This window comes from Streptomyces rubiginosohelvolus (genome assembly GCF_014649875.1).
In the GTDB taxonomy this organism is placed as follows: Bacteria; Actinomycetota; Actinomycetes; order Streptomycetales; family Streptomycetaceae; genus Streptomyces; species Streptomyces rubiginosohelvolus.
This window is the reverse complement of sequence record NZ_BMTW01000003.1, coordinates 196,306-213,819: the sequence shown is the minus strand read 5'-3', so window position 1 is coordinate 213,819 and position 17,514 is coordinate 196,306. Positions and strand designations below refer to the sequence as shown.

Below are 17,514 nucleotides of genomic sequence, written 5' to 3'. Positions count from 1 at the left end.
CTCCAAGGATCTAGCGTGGAACACATGACGGAGCACCCCCGCCCCGCGGGCCAGGACAGCTACTCGATCAGCGAGGTCGTCGCCTTCACCGGCCTCACCGCGCACACCCTGCGCTGGTACGAGCGCATCGGGCTCATGCCCCACGTCGACCGCTCGCACACCGGCCAGCGCCGCTTCAGCAACCGCGACCTCGACTGGCTGGCCTTCGTCGGCAAGCTGCGGCTGACCGGGATGCCCGTCGCCGACATGGTGCGGTACGCGGAGCTGCTGCGGGAGGGGGAGTCCACCTTCGAGGCACGGCAGGAGCTGCTGGAGGCGACCCGCCGCGATGTGATCTCGCGGATCGCGGAGCTCCACGACACCCTCGCCGTCCTCGACCACAAGATCGATTTCTATGCGGGCGCCCGCCGGGCGCCGGAGAGGCACAGCGCCTGATGACTGTTGACAAGATCGCCACCGTCGAGCTGGGAGCGGGCGGACCGCGGGTCGGCGTCCAGGGCCTCGGCTGCATGGGCATGAGCGAGTTCTACGGCGACACCGACGAACGCGCCGCCCGCGACACCCTCGACGCGGCCCTGGAGGCCGGCGTCACGCTCCTCGACACCGCCGACGCCTACGGGCGCGGGGCCAACGAGGAGTTCCTCGCCCCGTTCGTCGGGGCCCACCGGGACGAGATCACCCTCGCCACCAAGTTCGCCCTCGTCCGCACCGACGACCCCCGGTACCGGGGCATCAGCAACGACCCCGCGTACATCCGTACCGCCGTCGAGGCGAGCCTGCGCCGGCTGAACACCGACGTCATCGACCTCTACTACATGCACCGCCGCGACCCGGCCGTCCCGCTCGCCGAATCGGTCGGCGCGCTGGCGGAGCTGGTCCGGCAGGGCAAGGTCAAGCAGCTCGGGCTGAGCGAGGTGACCGGCCCCGAACTGCGCGAGGCGTACGCCGTGCACCCGATCGCCGCCCTCCAGTCGGAGTGGTCCCTCTTCAGCCGGGACGTCGAGAAGAGCGCCGTCGGCGCGGCGGCCGAGCTGGGCGTCACGCTCGTCCCGTACTCCCCGCTCGGCCGGGGCTTCCTCACCGGGGCCTTCACCGACGCGGGCAAGGAGCTCACCGAGGGCGACTTCCGCAAGCACCAGCCCCGGTTCACCGGCGACAACGCCCGGACGAACGCGGCCCTGCTGGAGCCCGTCCACAAGATCGCCGCCGCGCACGGGGCGACGGCCGCGCAGGTGGCCCTCGCCTGGGTCCAGCAGCGCGCCGGGGTCCACGGCCTGAACGTGGTCCCGATCCCCGGCACCCGCAAGCGCGGCCGCCTCCTGGAGAACGTCGCGGCGACCCGGCTGACCCTCACGGCCGATGAACTGGCCGCGCTGGAGCCGATCGCGGGGCGGGTGGCGGGGGACCGCTACCCGGACATGAGCAGTACGTCGGCGGCGCGGGAGGCGTAGCCCGGAGGGGTCCGCGGTGATCGCCTGGTTCATGAAGTTCATGACGACGCCGCCGCCTCACGCCAGCCCCAGCGCGAACACCGCGAACCCCGCCGCGAGCAGCCCCGCCAGCGCGCGGCGGGCGTTCGCGGCGCGGGTGCCCGCCCGCCACGGCGCCTCGAAGCGGCGCGCGTACCGGGCGATCAGCACCAGCAGCCCGGCGAACACCGGCAGCCAAGCGGCCCGGGCGAGGATCCAGCCCACCGTGTCCGGCGCGGTCGTCAGCCCGGCCACCGCCATGCCCCCCGTCCCCGCGAGCGAGGCCGGTACGGCGGCGGCCAGCATCGCCGTCTGGTGCCAGCACAGGATCGTCATCGCCGACAGGTTGACCACCACGACCGGCGCCCAGAGCAGCGGGTTGCGCAGCAGCCGCCCGAGCCGGTCGCGCAGCAGGATCGCCGCCCCGCTCTGGGCCGCCGCCAACGCCACCACCAGCAGCGACGGCGGATGCGAGTTCGTCCGGGCCTCGCCCGGCACGCCGACCATCGACGCCGGGTAGTGGAAGACCAGCAGCAGCACGGCGAACAGCAACCCGCCGCCGACCAGCAGCAGCCGGGCCCCGCGCTTCCCGATCCGCCCCTCGCCCCAGGACACGCCGAGCTGATACGCGAACAGCCAGCCGGGCAGGACATTGAGCACACTCAGCCAGGACGGCATCGCCTCCGCGTACGGCCCGTAGCGCAGGAAGTCCACGATTGCGACGGAGACCAGCAGCGGGAGTGCCGCCCAGCCGCCGAGCTTCCGTGCCAGCGTGACGCAGACCGGGGTGAGGGCCGTGACCACGGTGTACACCCCGACGAACCAGAGCGGCTGGATCACCAGCGTCGACCCCGTACGCAGGGTGTCACCGGGTACGCCCAGCGCGGAGAGCACCGCGACCAGCACCGCCCACACGGCACTCACCCCGAGGACCGGCCGGCCGAGCCGGGCCAGCCGGCCGCCCAGCCAGGCGGCCGTCGTCGAGGCCCGGCGGCGGTAGGAGAGGACCGAGGCGTACCCGCCGACCAGGAAGAAGATCCCCAGCATCTGGAGCACCCAACTCGCGGGGGCGAGCGCGCCGAACGTGGCCAGCGGGCTCGCGTTGTGCAGACCGTCGGCGTCCAGCCGGAACCCGCCGAGCATCCAGTGACCGAGCGGCACGGCGAGCAGGGCCAGCGCGCGCAGGCCGTCGACGGCGCGGTCGCGGTGGGCGGGGGTGGAGGCGTCGACACGGGCGGCGAGCCGCCGCGCGTTCTCCCGTACGGCGTTCATCGGGCGACTCCTTCCAGGACCGGCGCGTGCGCCAAAGCCCGTGCGTCCGCGGGTGTCTCGGCCTCATCCGGCGTGGCCGTGCCCCGCGCGATGGCGGCGAAGGCCCGCAGCGAATCCGTCCCCGGCGCGAAGTAACCGGCATGGCCCCGGGCCTCCTCCGCCGGTACGCGGCGGGCGCCGAACGCCGGGTCGGTCGGGTCCGTGCCGTGGCCGAGGCCCGCGAAACGCACGTTCGGCACGTTGTCGATCCAGTCGGTCGGGTCCTTCGCCGCCCACACCCGCGCCTTCGTCCGCAGCCCCGCGGCATCGTCCGCCCGCATGCCGGGGGAGCCGAGGACCACCACGTCGGTGGCGGGGAGACGGTGTGCGGCGATCCCGCAGACGACGGAGCCGTAGCTGTGGCAGAACACGGCGGGCTCGGGCAGTCCGTCCGCCGTCAGGCCCTCCGCGAACCGGGTCAGCCGCCCGGCGCCCGCCTCCGCGAGGCTGCCGGTGGCCGCGTCGATGCCGACGCCCACCGGAGTGGTGTACCCGACCCAGGCGACGACGGCCGTCCCCGGACCGGCCGCCGTGTGCAGGGTCCTGGCCATCCCGGGCGGGGCCCCGTGCGCGGCGACCTTCCGGTCGAAGGTCCCGGCGTCGTTGTCGGACCCGGGGACCACCACGGAGACCCGCTGCGCGGTGCGCAGGTCCCCGAAGACCTCGGCGACCTGGCCGCGTCCGCGCGGGTCGAACGCGAGGATCTGCCGGCCGGTAGCGGCGAGCGAACGGTAGCGGGGGTCGTCCTCGGCGGCCAGGGCAAGGGAGTTGGCGCGGTAGCGCAGTTCCAGCGGCGCCCCGTCGAGATTGCCGACGACGGACGGATGCCGCACCAGCAGCAGTTGCTGTTCGGCAGTGCTCAACCCCGCGAAGAAGCGCGCGACTTCGGCAGGCGTGGTGCGCTCAGGATCGGGCAGCTCCGCGCCCAGCAGCGCGCGGTCCGCCCGCCACTGCGCACTGCCCGGCGGCGGCCCGGTCAGCGCCTGCTGCGCGTCCCCCGAAACCCAGCCGGTGGTTCCCGCCGCCATCCCGGCGGCCAGTGCGAACGCGACCAGGGTCCTCGCGTATCGGCGCATCGTGCCCTCCCTCTCCGGATCCGCACCGGGCGGTGCGACCGGGAGGAAGGTAGGAAGAGGACGGGTGACGCGACGTCACACCGGGGAGCCAACTGCGGGGTGATACCGGGGTAGGGGGTGGGGGAACCGGGGGCGGCCGCTACGCCCCCGCGTCCCCCGGCGTCACCAGCCCCGACTCGTACGCGAAGATCACCGCCTGCGCCCGGTCCCGCAGATCCAGCTTGGCCAGCACCCGCCCGATGTGCGTCTTGACGGTCTGCTCGGCCAGCACGAGCCGCCCCGCGATCTCCTGGTTCGAAAGACCCCGGGCGATCAGCTCCAGCACCTCGCTCTCGCGCGGGGTCAGCCCGTTCAGCCGGAGCGCCTGCCCGGTGCGCGTCGCCCCGGCGGGCCGCTGCGCCGCGAAGTCCGCGATCAGTCGCCGGGTCACCGAGGGTGCGAGCAGCGCGTCCCCGGCCGCCACCACCCGTACCGCCGCGATCAGATCGGCTGGCGGCGCGTCCTTCAGCAGGAAGCCCGACGCCCCGGCACGCAGCGCCTCGTACACGTAGTCGTCCACGTCGAACGTCGTCAGCATCAGGACCTTCGGCCGGTGCACCACCCCCACCGGCGGGTTCAACAGCTCGCGTGCGGCGGCCAGTCCGTCCATCTCCGGCATCCGCACATCCATCAGGACCACGTCGGGATGCTGGTTGCGGCTGACGTCCACGCCCTGGCGGCCGTCCGCCGCCTCGCCCACCACGTCGATGTCGCTCTGCGCTGCCAGCAGCGCCGCGAACCCGGCCCGCACCATGGCCTGGTCGTCGACGATGATCACGCGGATGGTCACAGATCCTCCGAAGAAGGTTGTACGGAAGGGGAGTCGGGCGGGGAGCCGGCCGGGGAGTGGGCCGGGGGCAGCGGCATCCGGGCGGCCACCCGGAACCCGCCGTCGGGCAGCGGACCGGTGTCCAGCGTGCCGCCGGTCAACCGTACGCGCTCGCGCATCCCCACCAGCCCGTGCCCGGTCCCGGCGCTCTCCAGCGGCGAAGCGGGCTTCGGCGCGGGCCCGTTGACCACCAGCACGTTCAGATGACCCGCGGACGCCCGGACCGAGACCTGGGTGCGCGCACCCGGCGCGTGCCGCACCACATTGGCCAGCGCCTCCTGCACGATCCGGTACGCCGACAGATCCACCGCCGACGGCACCTCACCCAGATCCGCGGCCAGCGACAGCTCCACCGGCAGCCCGGCCCGTACCGTCGCCTCCACCAACTGCTGGAGCCGGTCCAGTCCCGGCTGCGGGGCCCGGTCGCCCTCGGTGCCGTCGCTGCGCAGCACCGACAGCAGCCGCCGCATCTCGCCGAGCGACTCCCGCGCGGCCGCCGCGATGGAGGCGAACTCCTCCCGCGCCGGCTCCGAGAGACCGGAGATCCGGTACGGCGCGGAGTCCGCCTGCACGGTGATCACCGACATGTGGTGCGCGACCACGTCGTGCAGTTCGCGGGCGATCCGCGTCCGCTCCTCCAGCAGTGTGCGCTGCGCCCGCTCCGCCTCGCTGATCGTCTCCTGCTCGGCCAGCCGCCGGGTCGCCTCGCCCCGCTCCCGTACCGCCGCGCCGATCACCAGGACCACCGCGCCGAGGATCGGCAGCAGCAGAGCGCTGCCGGTGGCGCGGTCCGAGGGCGCGATCAGATGCAGGACCGCCCCGGCCGCCGCCGTCGCCGCCCACACCGCGACGACGGTCCGCCGGGTCTCGCGCAGGCCGAGGGCCAGCAGCAGGAAGAGGTAGGCGACCAGCGTCGGCGGGGGCCAGGGCCAGGTGTCGTGCCGCCCGGGATCGTGGGCCAGCAGCACCAGCGCGCTCACGATGTCGGCCGGGAAGATGATCCACCACGCCTGGAGGGGCCGGTGGGCGAGCATCAGCAGCGGGGCCGCCTGGGCCACCCCGAGCGCCCCGGCCAGCGCGCCCGGCACGCCGTACTGCGAGGCCAGGACGGTGATGGTGACCGGGATGAAGGTCGCGGCCAGGGCGAGCACCACGACGTACGGCAGCAGCCGCTGCCACGGCTTCGGCGCGTCGGCCAGCAGCGGGGTGGACGGATGGGACGCGTGGGACAGCCCGTGGGCCAGCTCGCGCAGATTGCGGCGGGCGGCGCTCAGCAGGCCGTCGGCGGGCGGCGGGGGCCCGGCGGGGGAGGGGGAAGGAGAAGTGGCCATGGCCCGGTCAGCCTAGGCAGGCGAAGGCCCCTCGGGCGTCATACCGGGGTTCCGACCCGGCCGGATCCGCCTCATACTCCGGTACGGGGTCGAGGCCCCGCGTACGGTCACGGCCCGGCGACGGCAGGGCACGGCGTACGCGGCAGCAGGCGCTGCCCCGGTCACAGCTCCGCGAGCAGCTGGGCCTTCTTCGCGGTGTACTCGGCGTCCGTCACCAGTCCGGCCTGGTGCAGCTCGCCGAGGTGATGTATCCGCTCGGCGATGTCCGCGGGATCGCGCCGCCCGGCGTTCACCAGGGCCGGGGCGGAGGCGGCCGGCGCGGGCTGGGTCCGGCGTACGGATTCCAGGACGGCGGCGGCGAAGGGCAGCGACTCGTGCACCGGCCCGTAGCCCAGGCCGAACAGCACGGCGGCCGGATCCTGGTCCGCGGCCCGGGTGACCGGAGCCGCCACGGGCACCCCGTCGGCGCTCGCGCCGTCCGCGCTCCCGGAGCCGCCGGGGCCGTGCAGATCGCCCAGGCTGCCGCCGGTGCGGTGGTCGACCGGGGCCGCCGCGCGGGGCAGCAGCCGCAGGTAGCCGTCGAGCGCCTCGGGCGAGCGCCATACGATTCCGGCCAACTCGCTCACTTTGAAGCTCTGGTCGCCGGCCTTCCACTTGGCGCTGGACGCCCCGGTCCAGGACCACCGGAAGGAGACCCGCTCGCCGTCGAAGCCGGCCCGCCCGTCGTACGCCTTGAAGTTCATCGGGGCCTCGGGGGCCGCCACCAGGAAGCGGTCGGCGGGCTCGTCGGACGCCGGGTCCAGCAGGGCCCGCAGCTCGTCCGCGTAGTACTCGGCGAGCACTTCCCGCTCCGCCGGAAGCACCAGGCGATAGGGGTCGCACCCCTCCTTGAGCTGCCCGGAGGCAGCCTCCACCAGAGGATCGGCACCCACCCTCGGCACGGCACGCAGAACCACCGTGCCCCGCTTCCCGGGGGTCAGCGTCACCGACGACAGCGCCGCATACGGGATGCGGCGTTCCCGCAGGCTCTGGAAGAGCTTCGGTGTGCGGATGCCCCGTTCGAAGCGGATGAGCACGGAGTCGGTGTCGAACTCCCAGGTGGCATGAATTCCGGCCAGCACATCACCCATGTGCCTCATCGTATGCGGCACAGTCCCGCACGTCCCCCCTCGAAGTACGTCCCAATTTTTCGGCCCGGTACGGTCCTCTACGCGCGTCAGCCGTCCCGCTCGCCGGAAATACCGCTGTGGCATGTGCTGTCGGCGCCCGCGCAGCTGATCGATCCGTACGCTCCGACGCCGATCGCTGCGAAGTTGTCGAGGCTCTCGGTGCCCGGTTCGAAGTAGCCGCTGTGCCCGGCGGCCCCGGCCGCCGAGACGATCCGCGCGCCGAACGCCGGGTCGACCGGGTCGGCCCCGTGACCGATCCCGCCGAACTCCATGTGCGGTACGTCCCCGATCCAGTCGTCCCCGTCCCGCGTCGCCCAGATCCGGGCGCCGGTCTCCAGCTGCCCGGCGTTGGCGGCCCGCATGCCGGGGCTGCCCGCGACCGCGATGTCGGCCACCCGGTCGGGGGCCCGGTGCGCGGCCACCCCGCACACCACGGAGCCGTAGCTGTGGCAGAACAGCGAGACCTTCGAGGTGCCGGGCAGCGCGCCGACCATCGCGTTCAGCCGCACCGCGCCGTCCGCAGCGAGCCCGCCCAGCGCCGCGTCCATGCCGAGACCGGCCGGGGCGGTGTAGTCGGCCCACGCGATGACCGCCGTACGCGTGCCCGGGGAGGCCGAGCGCTCTGCCCCGTACAGGGACTCGGCCATCCCGACGGGGGCTGCGTATCTGCGCTTGCTGCTCTTGCTGCGCTCCAGGGTCAGCAGATGGGTGTCGACGCCCGGGACGACGACGGAGACCCGGGCGGCCCGGTCGAGATCGCCGAACACCTCGGCCGCCCGGCCCCTCCCGGACGGATCGAAGGCCAGGATCTGCCGGTCGCCCTTGAGCAGCGAACGGAACCGGTCGAGCCGGGCCCGCGCCTCGTCGCGCCCGTCCGGTGACAACTTCGCGTCGTGCGCCCGCATCTTCTCCACGGCCACGGCCTGTCCGAGCGCCACCCGGTTGGCGTGGTAGCGCAGGGTGACCGGGGCGCCGTCCAGGTTTCCCACCACCGACGGGTACTTGTCCGCGAGCGCGAACCGCTGGCCCGAGGTGAGGGTGGCGAAGAAGTGGGCCAGCCGATAGGCGGGGGCGTCGGCCTCCGGCAGCGAATGGCCCGCTATCCGGTCCCGCGCCCAGGCGGCGAGCGCCAGCTCGCGGGGGCCGCCGGCCTGCTGATCGCGTACGGCGCTCCAGCCCGTCGTCGCCAGCATCACGAACACCACCGCTACGGCGAGCAGCGCGCGCCATACGGTCAACGTGGGGGAGGTGTCGAAGGAAGTCACTGCGCCACACCCTAGGAGACCCGCGCCGACGACCGTGATTCAGGTGAGGTACATCACCCGTCCGCGAAGGATTCAGCCCGGATTTCTCACGGAGGGTCACAGCTGCCCCGTGGCTGTGCTACCTGTCGTCGGCAGGACCGCCGGGCGACGACGGCGGTTCGACGACAGGCCCTAGTTCTCGCGCCAGTCGCGGGCGAGGGCCGGGACGAGCTGGTCGAGATACTCCTCGGTCAGATCGCGCAGCGCCTCCACGCTCGGGTCGACCCCCTGCCCCCACAGCTGGCCGGTCACCCGCATCACCCCGGAGAACGCGGCGACGGCCACCCGCGGCCGGGGGTCCCGCTCCACGTCCAGCCCCTCGCGCTCCGCGATCAGCCGGGCGATCTGGTTCTCCAAGGCGATGCCGCGCCGCATATGGGCGGCGAGCAGGGAGGGGGTCGACTCGATCATCTGGTAGGTCCGCATATGGAGGTCGACGGTGATGACCTCCTCGATCGCCTCGCCGATGCTGTTCCAGGCGCACAGCACCGCCCGGCGCATGGCCTCGAAGGGCGCTTCGTGCGCGGGGCGCCGCCGCAGCTCCTCGATGAAGCGGGACTCGACCATCTCCTGCACGGCGAAGGTGGTCTCCTCCTTGCTCGCGAAGTAGCGGAAGAAGGTGCGCTGGGAGACCTCCACGGCGTCGACGATCTCGTCGACGGTGGTGCGTTCGTACCCCTGGGTCGTGAACAGTTCGAGGGCGGCGCGCAACAAGGCGTCGCGGGTGCGCTGCTTCTTGCGTTCACGCAGTCCGGGTCGGGGCTCGACTGTCTGCCCGTCGGTCACGTACCGGTCCCTCTTTTCCCGTGTTTGTCCAGCTCAGCATACCTGCGAGCAACGTGTGAGCTACGTGACAGTTACTGACTTGTGAATTGGTTTGTCAACTGTCAGAGGCTGTCACTAGTCTCCCCGTATGACTAGTCAGACCACCGTCGAGAAGGCGCCGCGGGAGCCCGAAGACAACGCAGGACCCGCCCCGGTCAAGGGGCTTCGCGGCCACCCCTGGCTGACCCTCTTCGCCGTCGCCATCGGCGTGATGATGGTCGCCCTCGACGGCACCATCGTCGCCATCGCGAACCCCGCCATCCAGAAGGACCTCGGCGCCACGCTCGCCGACGTCCAGTGGATCACCAACGGCTATCTGCTCGCCCTCGCGGTGGCCCTCATCACCGCGGGCAAGCTGGGTGACCGCTTCGGCCACCGGCAGACCTTCCTCATCGGCATCGCCGGCTTCGCCGTCTCGTCCGCCGCGATCGGTTTCTCCAAGGAGATCGGCCTCGTCGTTCTCTTCCGCGTGCTCCAGGGCCTCTTCGGCGCCCTGCTGATGCCGGCCGCGCTCGGCCTGCTGCGCGCCACCTTCCCCGCCGAGAAGCTGAACATGGCGATCGGCATCTGGGGCATGGTGATCGGAGCCTCCACCGCGGGCGGCCCGATCGTCGGCGGTCTGCTCGTCGAGCACGTCAGCTGGCAGTCGGTCTTCTTCATCAACGTGCCGGTCGGCATCGTGGCACTCGCCTTCGGCCTGGTGATCCTCAAGGACCACCGCGCCGCGAACGCGCCGCGCTCCTTCGACATCCCCGGCATCGTGCTGCTCTCGAGCGCGATGTTCGCCCTCATCTGGGGCATCATCAAGGCCGGTGAGTCCTGGGGCTGGGGCGACGGGCGGACCTGGGCCTGGCTCGCCTCCGCCGTCGCGCTCTTCGTCATCTTCGGCCTCTGGGAGACCAGGGTCCGTGAGCCCCTCGTCCCGCTGGGGATGTTCCGCTCCATCCCGTTGACGGCCGGTGTCGTCCTCATGACGCTGATGGCCTTCGCCTTCATGGGCGGCCTCTTCTTCGTGACGTTCTTCCTCCAGGGCGTCCACGGCCTCAGCCCGGTCGACAGCGGTCTGCACCTGCTGCCGCTGACGGCCATGATGATCGTCTCCTCGCCGGTCGCCGGTGCGCTGATCACCAAGTTCGGTCCGCGCGTCCCGCTGGTCGGCGGCATGGTCTGCACGGCCACCGCGATGTTCGGCATGACCACGCTCAGCGAGTCCACCGGCACCTTCGCGATGTCCCTCTGGTTCGCCCTGCTCGGCTGCGGTCTCGCCCCGGTCATGGTCGGCGCCACCGAGGTCATCGTCGGCAACGCGCCCATGGAGCTGTCCGGCGTGGCCGGCGGTCTCCAGCAGGCCGCCATGCAGGTCGGCGGCGCGCTCGGTACCGCCGTCCTCGGCGCGGTCATGTCCTCCAAGGTCAGCGCCGACTTCGCGGACAACTGGGCGGGCGCGGGCCTGCCCGGCGCACCCGACCCGAAGCTGGAGGAGGCCGCCGAGTTCGGCATGGTCCCGACCGAGGCGCTCTCCAAGGCTCCCGGCATGACGCCGGACATCGTCGACCGCATCGGCGGGGTCATCCACGACACCTTCATGTCCGGCATGGGCCTGGCCTTCACCGTCGCGGGCAGTGTCGCCGTCGTCGCCGCCCTCGTCGCCACCCTCACCAAGCGCGGCGAGAACGCCGAGGCGGGTTCCGGGGTCGGTCACATCTGACGCGCCCCGTAGGACGACACGGATCGTCAACACAGTGCAGGTCACAGCCCCGCCGAATCCTTTCGGCGGGGCTGTCGCCTATCAGGGTGGAGCACCCCGTCCCCTCTTCCGCACCGCCGCCCCGGTGACTCAGAGTGAGCGGCGGAAGCACATCACCGACCAACCACGGGGGTTGATCCACCATGCGCACGAACGTCACGCTCACGAATCCCATGCGTACGAATCCCACCCGCACGAACCTCACGCGTACGGCCGTTCTCGCGGCCGTCCTGGCCGTCTCCGCACTCGTTCCCCAGGCCCTGGCCCACGACCGGGCGGCCGCTGCCCCCGAGCGGTCCCCGGGCGTCGCTCTCGGCGCCTGTGAGGCCGGCAGGCTCTGCCTCTGGAAGAAGCCCGACTTCACCGGGGCCCGCCACACCTTCGAGCTCTCCGACACCGAGATCGAGAGCTGTGTCCCCCTGCCGAAGGGCGGCGACGCCCAGTCCCTCGCCAACCGCACCGGGCGGCCCGTCACCACCTACCAGTCCGCCGAGTGCGCGGAGACCGGGGAGTTCGAGACGTACCCGGGCGGGGGCACCTGGGCGCCCCGGTCCCCGTACCAGGTACGCGCCTTCAAGATCTGGGAGAACTGAGCCCACCGGCCCCGGACATGCGAAGGGGCGGTGACGCGCCCGCGTCACCGCCCCTTCGCAGCGTTTCCCGCTTACGCGTCGCCGCCCGCCGCGCCCGGATCGGCCGCGGCCACGTCCAGGAGCTCGTAGCGGTCGACGGCCTTCTTCAGGGCCGACCGGTCGACCTTGCCCTCCTTGGCCAGCTCGGTCAGCACCGCCAGCACGATCGACTGCGCGTCGATGTGGAAGAACCGGCGGGCCGCACCCCGGGTGTCCGCGAAGCCGAAGCCGTCCGCGCCCAGCGACTGGTACGCGCCCGGAACCCAGCGCGCGATCTGGTCCGGCACCGAACGCATCCAGTCCGAGACCGCCACGAACGGGCCCTGGGCCCCTTCGAGCTTCTTGGTCACGTACGGGACGCGCTGCTCCTCCTCCGGGTGCAGGAGGTTGTGGCGCTCCACGTCCACCGCGTCGCGGCGCAGCTCGTTCCAGGAGGTCGCCGACCAGACGTCCGCCTTGACGTTCCACTCCTCGGCGAGGATCTTCTGCGCCTCGACGGCCCACGGGACCGCCACACCGGACGCCAGGATCTGCGCCGGGATCTCGCCCGCCTCGCCCTGCTTGAAGCGGTAGACACCCTTGAGGATGCCGTCCACGTCCACGTTCTCCGGCTCGGCCGGGTGCTGGATCGGCTCGTTGTAGACGGTGAGGTAGTAGAAGACGTCCTCGTTCGCCTCGCCGTACATCCGGCGGAGCCCATCCTGCATGATGTGCGCGATCTCGAACCCGAAGGCCGGGTCGTACGCGACACAGCCCGGGTTCGTCGAGGCGAGCAGCTGCGAGTGGCCGTCCGCGTGCTGGAGGCCCTCACCGGTCAGCGTGGTGCGGCCGGCGGTCGCGCCCAGCACGAAGCCGCGCGAGAGCTGGTCGGCCATCTGCCAGAACTGGTCGCCGGTCCGCTGGAACCCGAACATCGAGTAGAAGACGTACACCGGGATCAGCGGCTCGCCATGCGTGGCGTACGCCGAACCGGCCGCGATCAGCGAGGCCGTGCAGCCCGCCTCGGAGATGCCGTCGTGCAGCATCTGACCCGTCGGGGACTCCTTGTACGCGAGCAGCAGCTCCCGGTCGACCGCCTCGTACTGCTGGCCCAGCGGGTTGTAGATCTTCGCACTCGGGAAGAACGCGTCCATGCCGAACGTGCGGTACTCGTCGGGGGCGATCAGCACGAACCGCTTGCCGATCTCCTTGTCCCGCATCAGGTCCTTCAGGATGCGGACGAACGCCATGGTGGTGGCGATCGACTGCGAACCCGAACCCTTCTTCGCGGCCGCGTACGTCTTGTCCGCAGGCTGCGGCAGCGGCTTCGCACGGACCACCCGGGTCGGGACGTAACCGCCCAGACCCTGCCGGCGGTCGTGCATGTACTGGATCTCCTCCGAGTCGCGGCCCGGGTGGTAGTAGGGCGGGTAGCCCTCGTCCAGCTGCTTGTCCGTGATCGGGATGTGCAGGCGGTCCCGGAAGCGCTTGAGGTCCTCGACCGTGAGCTTCTTCATCTGGTGGGTCGCGTTGCGGCCCTCGAAGTTCGGCCCCAGCGTCCAGCCCTTGACGGTCTGCGCCAGGATGACCGTCGGCTGGCCCTTGTGGGCCTTGGCCGCCGCGTAGGCCGCGTAGACCTTGCGGTGGTCGTGACCGCCGCGGCCCAGGTGCAGGATCTGCTGGTCGGTCATGTCCTTGACCATGTCCCGCAGCCGCGGGTCGTCGCCGAAGAAGTGCTCGCGGATGTACGCGCCGGTCTCGGTCGCGTACGTCTGGAACTGGCCGTCCGGCGTGGTGTTCAGCTTGTTGACCAGGATGCCCGTGCGGTCCTGCGCCAGCAGCGGGTCCCAGGAGCGGTCCCAGACCAGCTTGATGACGTTCCAGCCGGCGCCCCGGAACTGCGACTCCAGCTCCTGGATGATCTTGCCGTTGCCGCGCACCGGACCGTCGAGCCGCTGAAGGTTGCAGTTGACGACGAAGGTCAGGTTGTCCAAGCCCTCACGGGCCGCGATGGACAGCTGGCCCAGCGACTCCGGCTCGTCCATCTCGCCGTCGCCCAGATAGGCCCAGACGTGCGACTTGGAGGTGTCGGCGATCCCGCGCGCCTCCATGTAGCGGTTCATCCGCGCCTGGTAGATCGCGCCGAGCGGGCCGAGGCCCATCGAGACGGTCGGGAACTCCCAGAAGTCCGGCATCAGCCGCGGGTGCGGGTAGCTGGACAGACCGTTCGGGGCCTTCGACTTCTCCTGGCGGAACGCGTCGAGCTGCGCCTCGCTCAGCCGGTCCAGCAGGAACGCGCGGGCGTAGATCCCCGGGGACGCGTGTCCCTGGAAGAAGATCTGGTCGCCGCCGTCGCCCTGGTCCTTGCCCCGGAAGAAGTGGTTGAAGCCCACGTCGTACAGCGAGGCGGAGGAGGCGAAGGTGGCGATGTGGCCGCCGACGCCGATCCCGGGACGCTGGGCCCGCGAGACCATCACGGCGGCGTTCCAGCGGGTCGCGTTGAGGACCTTGCGCTCGATCTCCTCGTCGCCGGGGAAGAACGGCTCGTCCTTCGTGGCGATCGTGTTCACGTAGTCCGTGCTGCGCATCTCCGGCACGGCGACGCGCTTCTCACGCGCGCGCTCGATGAGCCGGAGCATCAGATAGCGGGCCCGCTCACGGCCGCGCTCGTCGACGGCGGCGTCGAGGGAGTCGAGCCATTCCTGGGTCTCCTCGGGATCGAAATCCGGGACCTGGCTCGGAAGGCCGCCAATGATGATCGGGTTGCGATCGGATCCGGAAGCCACACTGTTCCTTCGCTGTTCGGTGGTGCTCGGGGCTGTTACGGGGAACGTGCCCCCCGAACAGCTCTGTCAACTCTGTGCGCGCCGCCTCCATCGTGCTACCGCGAGGCCCCGAACGTCATCTCTACCGAGGGGTAACCCCACGGTTCGGAGAACTCGTCCGCGGGGCAGGCGTGTGGGCAGTGCACGGCTGGGTACGGGCAAACCGCAACCTTACGCCCAAGGCGTCCAAGCGTTCCCAAAGGCTGTTCGACTCCTATTGGCGGAGCGAAACCGCATAAGCTGAGGAAGGACGTAAACGGACGGAGCGACCCGGGCAGGCCCCGGGAAGCCGCCGGAGAGACATGCCGGAACTTGCGGTGACGTGGCAGGGAACGTCACCGTATAGGCGGTCTCGCACGCTGGGTACTTGCGCGATTCGCCGGGCCCGTGTGGACTACGGCCTACGCCCCGCGCACGCGCGTGGCTGCAGCATTTTCCGAAGACATGATCAGGAGGCATCCCGTGAGCGCGACCGCGGACCACGCGGAGGAGCGGACCAACCCGGCAGCACGCCTGGGGTTCGAGCCCGGACAGGTGGTCCAGGAGATCGGCTACGACGACGACGTCGAGCTGGAGCTCCGTGAGGGCATTGAGGCCACTACCGGCCAGGAACTCGTCGACGAGGAGTACGACGACGTCGCAGACGTCGTTCTGCTCTGGTTCCGCGACGAGGACGGCGACCTTACGGACGCGCTGGTGGATGCCATCGGTCTGATCGAGGACGGCGGGATGGTCTGGCTGATGACGCCGAAGACCGGCCGTGACGGTTACGTCGAACCGAGCGACATCAATGAGGCCGCCCAGACGGCCGGGCTCGCCCAGACCAAGAGCATCAGCGCGGGCAAGGACTGGACGGGCAGCCGTCTGGCCACTCCCAAGGGGGCCAAGGCCAAGCGCTGAACCGCTCTTCGCACCACCCCGAGGCCCTCACGGGCGCATCCCGCACCCGTGAGGGCCTTCGTCTGGCCGCAGCCGGTCTGCGTAGGGTGGGAGTCACCCGGACGGACCCGAGCCGGGAAGCGGAGAAGCGGCGAAGGGATACGTGTTCCATGACGATCGAGGTCGGCAGCCAGGCCCCGGACTTCCAGCTCAAGGACAACCACGGCCGGACCGTGCGGCTGTCGGAGTTCCGCGGTGAGAAGAACGTGGTGCTGGTGTTCTACCCGTTCGCCTTCACCGGCGTCTGCACCGGCGAGCTCTGCGCCCTCCGCGACGAGCTGCCCCGCTTCGAGAACGAGGGCACCCAGCTCCTCGCCGTCTCCAACGACTCCATCCACACCCTGCGCGTCTTCGCCGAGCAGGAGGGTCTCGAATACCCGCTGCTGTCCGACTTCTGGCCGCACGGGGAGACCTCGCGGGCGTACGGCGTCTTCGACGAGGACAAGGGCTGCGCGGTGCGCGGCACCTTCGTCATCGACAAGGAGGGCGTCGTCCGCTGGAGCGTCGTCAACGGCCTCCCGGACGCCCGTGACCTGAACGATTACGTCAAGGCGCTCGAAGCGCTCTGAGACGATCTCCTGGCGACGCCCGGTCAAAAGCCTGTTTTGGCCGGGAACCGGTCACTAGGATCCAATCGTTGATCCGATGCCAACGAACGACGGGGACGCTGGTGTCTGCCGGCCCCTGAGAAAACTACTGGAGGACTCGTGGGAGTCAGCCTCAGCAAGGGCGGCAACGTCTCGCTGACCAAGGCCGCGCCCAACCTGACCGCGGTCATCGTCGGTCTGGGCTGGGACGCCCGCACCACCACCGGTGGTGACTTCGACCTCGACGCCAGCGCCCTGCTGGCGAACGCCGAGGGCAAGGTCGCCGCCGACGGCAATTTCGTCTTCTTCAACAACCTGAAGAGCCCCGACGGCTCCGTCGAGCACACCGGTGACAACACCACCGGTGAGGGCGAGGGCGACGACGAGGTCATCAAGGTGAACCTCTCCGGTGTCCCGGCCGACGTCGACAAGATCGTCTTCCCGGTCTCGATCTACGAGGCCGAGAGCCGTCAGCAGAGCTTCGGCCAGGTCCGCAACGCGTACATCCGCGTGGTCAACCAGGCCGACAACAGCGAGCTCGCCCGCTACGACCTGAGCGAGGACGCCTCGACGGAGACCGCGATGGTCTTCGGCGAGCTCTACCGCAACGGTGCCGAGTGGAAGTTCCGCGCCATCGGCCAGGGCTACGCCTCCGGCCTGCGCGGCATCGCCCAGGACTTCGGCGTCAACGTCTGACGTTCTGGCGCCATGGGGGCGTCCGGCCGGTCCTGACCCGCCGGACGCCCCCGACCGGGCGCTTTCGACGCCCGACCCCGGGCGTCGAAAGCGCCCGGCAGCGTTTTTTCACGACTCGGGGAGGACACACATGGGCGTCACGCTCGCCAAGGGAGGCAATGTCTCCCTCTCCAAGGTCGCACCCAACCTCACCCAGGTGCTGGTCGGGCTCGGCTGGGACGCACGCTCCACCACGGGCGCCGCTTTCGACCTCGACGCCAGCGCCCTGCTGTGCCAGTCGGGCCGGGTGCTCGGTGACGAGTGGTTCGTCTTCTACAACAACCTCACGAGCCCGGACGGCTCCGTCGAGCACACCGGCGACAACCTCACCGGCGAGGGCGACGGCGACGACGAGTCCGTCATCGTCCGCCTCGACCAGGTCCCGGCCCACTGCGACAAGATCGTCTTTCCGGTCTCGATCCATGACGCGGACAACCGGGGCCAGGCGTTCGGCCAGGTCAGCAACGCCTTCATCCGCGTGGTCAACCAGGCCGACGGCCAGGAGCTGGCCCGCTACGACCTCAGCGAGGACGCCTCGACGGAGACCGCGATGATCTTCGGCGAGCTCTACCGGTACAACGGCGAGTGGAAATTCCGTGCAGTCGGCCAGGGGTACGCGTCTGGCCTGCGGGGCATCGCTCTAGACTTCGGCGTCAACGTTTCATAACGCCGCGCACGGCGCGGGGGGCCCCGACACACCGGGGGAGACCCTTTTAA

General features: G+C 71.0%; 16 protein-coding genes. 8 read left to right on the top strand and 8 right to left on the bottom strand.

What is annotated here, in order from left to right; all coding sequences use genetic code 11:
• Positions 1–24 precede the first annotated feature (24 nt).
• Positions 25–435 (top strand): MerR family transcriptional regulator, encoded by a 411-nt coding sequence (locus IE134_RS10775; RefSeq protein WP_030708023.1) that lies wholly within the window; start codon positions 25–27, stop codon positions 433–435.
• A complete protein-coding gene (locus IE134_RS10770; RefSeq protein ID WP_098894599.1) occupies positions 435–1,451 on the top strand; it encodes an aldo/keto reductase in 1,017 nt (338 codons plus the stop codon). The genes IE134_RS10775 and IE134_RS10770 overlap by 1 nt, the downstream gene beginning before the upstream one ends.
• A gap of 57 nt (positions 1,452–1,508) precedes the next feature.
• Here the strand turns inward: IE134_RS10770 and IE134_RS10765 are convergent, their stop codons facing one another.
• The 7 genes from IE134_RS10765 to IE134_RS10735 all read right to left on the bottom strand — a co-directional run bounded on the left by IE134_RS10765 (position 1,509) and on the right by IE134_RS10735 (position 9,314).
• A complete protein-coding gene (locus tag IE134_RS10765) occupies positions 1,509–2,741 on the bottom strand; it encodes an acyltransferase family protein (RefSeq protein ID WP_189430315.1) in 1,233 nt (410 codons plus the stop codon).
• The gene (locus IE134_RS10760) at positions 2,738–3,856 is read right to left on the bottom strand and encodes an alpha/beta hydrolase (RefSeq protein WP_189430313.1); all 1,119 of its coding nucleotides are present in this window, start codon (positions 3,854–3,856) and stop codon (positions 2,738–2,740) included. Before IE134_RS10760 ends, IE134_RS10765 begins: the two co-directional genes overlap by 4 nt.
• A 139-nt stretch (positions 3,857–3,995) precedes the next feature.
• Entirely contained in the window at positions 3,996–4,685 is a 690-nt protein-coding gene (locus IE134_RS10755) for a response regulator (RefSeq protein WP_030592982.1), read from the bottom strand.
• Complete coding sequence (locus IE134_RS10750) at positions 4,682–6,055, bottom strand: sensor histidine kinase (RefSeq protein ID WP_098894601.1); 1,374 nt, start codon at positions 6,053–6,055, stop codon at positions 4,682–4,684. Before IE134_RS10750 ends, IE134_RS10755 begins: the two co-directional genes overlap by 4 nt.
• A 161-nt stretch (positions 6,056–6,216) precedes the next feature.
• The gene (locus IE134_RS10745) at positions 6,217–7,185 is read right to left on the bottom strand and encodes a DUF4429 domain-containing protein (protein WP_126931359.1); all 969 of its coding nucleotides are present in this window, start codon (positions 7,183–7,185) and stop codon (positions 6,217–6,219) included.
• 86 nt (positions 7,186–7,271) lie between these two features.
• Positions 7,272–8,489: an alpha/beta hydrolase gene (locus tag IE134_RS10740; protein WP_030708012.1), complete on the bottom strand. Its 1,218-nt coding sequence runs from the start codon at positions 8,487–8,489 to the stop codon at positions 7,272–7,274.
• 171 nt (positions 8,490–8,660) lie between these two features.
• A complete protein-coding gene (locus IE134_RS10735; protein ID WP_030708010.1) occupies positions 8,661–9,314 on the bottom strand; it encodes a TetR/AcrR family transcriptional regulator in 654 nt (217 codons plus the stop codon).
• A gap of 250 nt (positions 9,315–9,564) precedes the next feature.
• Here IE134_RS10735 and IE134_RS10730 point away from each other — a divergent pair, with 250 nt between their 5' ends.
• Together IE134_RS10730 and IE134_RS10725 are read left to right on the top strand one after the other, a co-directional pair.
• Positions 9,565–11,061, top strand: coding sequence for an MFS transporter (locus IE134_RS10730; protein WP_373296741.1), 1,497 nt, complete (start codon positions 9,565–9,567; stop codon positions 11,059–11,061).
• Between the two features lie 212 nt (positions 11,062–11,273).
• Entirely contained in the window at positions 11,274–11,693 is a 420-nt protein-coding gene (locus IE134_RS10725) for a peptidase inhibitor family I36 protein (RefSeq protein ID WP_030708006.1), read from the top strand.
• 71 nt (positions 11,694–11,764) lie between these two features.
• Here the strand turns inward: IE134_RS10725 and aceE are convergent, their stop codons facing one another.
• Positions 11,765–14,497, bottom strand: coding sequence for a pyruvate dehydrogenase (acetyl-transferring), homodimeric type (gene aceE, locus IE134_RS10720; RefSeq protein WP_030708004.1), 2,733 nt, complete (start codon positions 14,495–14,497; stop codon positions 11,765–11,767).
• Positions 14,498–14,998: 501 nt separating this feature from the next.
• Between aceE and IE134_RS10715 the strand changes: the two genes are divergently transcribed.
• From IE134_RS10715 to IE134_RS10700, 4 genes are all read left to right on the top strand, one after another.
• A complete protein-coding gene (locus IE134_RS10715; RefSeq protein WP_030592963.1) occupies positions 14,999–15,436 on the top strand; it encodes a DUF3052 domain-containing protein in 438 nt (145 codons plus the stop codon).
• A gap of 149 nt (positions 15,437–15,585) precedes the next feature.
• Entirely contained in the window at positions 15,586–16,044 is a 459-nt protein-coding gene (locus IE134_RS10710) for a peroxiredoxin (RefSeq protein WP_006124187.1), read from the top strand.
• A 138-nt stretch (positions 16,045–16,182) separates the two neighbouring features.
• Positions 16,183–16,758 carry a TerD family protein gene (locus tag IE134_RS10705; RefSeq protein WP_030708002.1) on the top strand — a complete coding sequence of 192 codons (576 nt, stop codon included), beginning with the start codon at positions 16,183–16,185 and terminating at the stop codon, positions 16,756–16,758.
• A 130-nt stretch (positions 16,759–16,888) separates the two neighbouring features.
• Complete coding sequence (locus IE134_RS10700; protein ID WP_010057499.1) at positions 16,889–17,464, top strand: TerD family protein; 576 nt, start codon at positions 16,889–16,891, stop codon at positions 17,462–17,464.
• Positions 17,465–17,514: the final 50 nt, after the last annotated feature.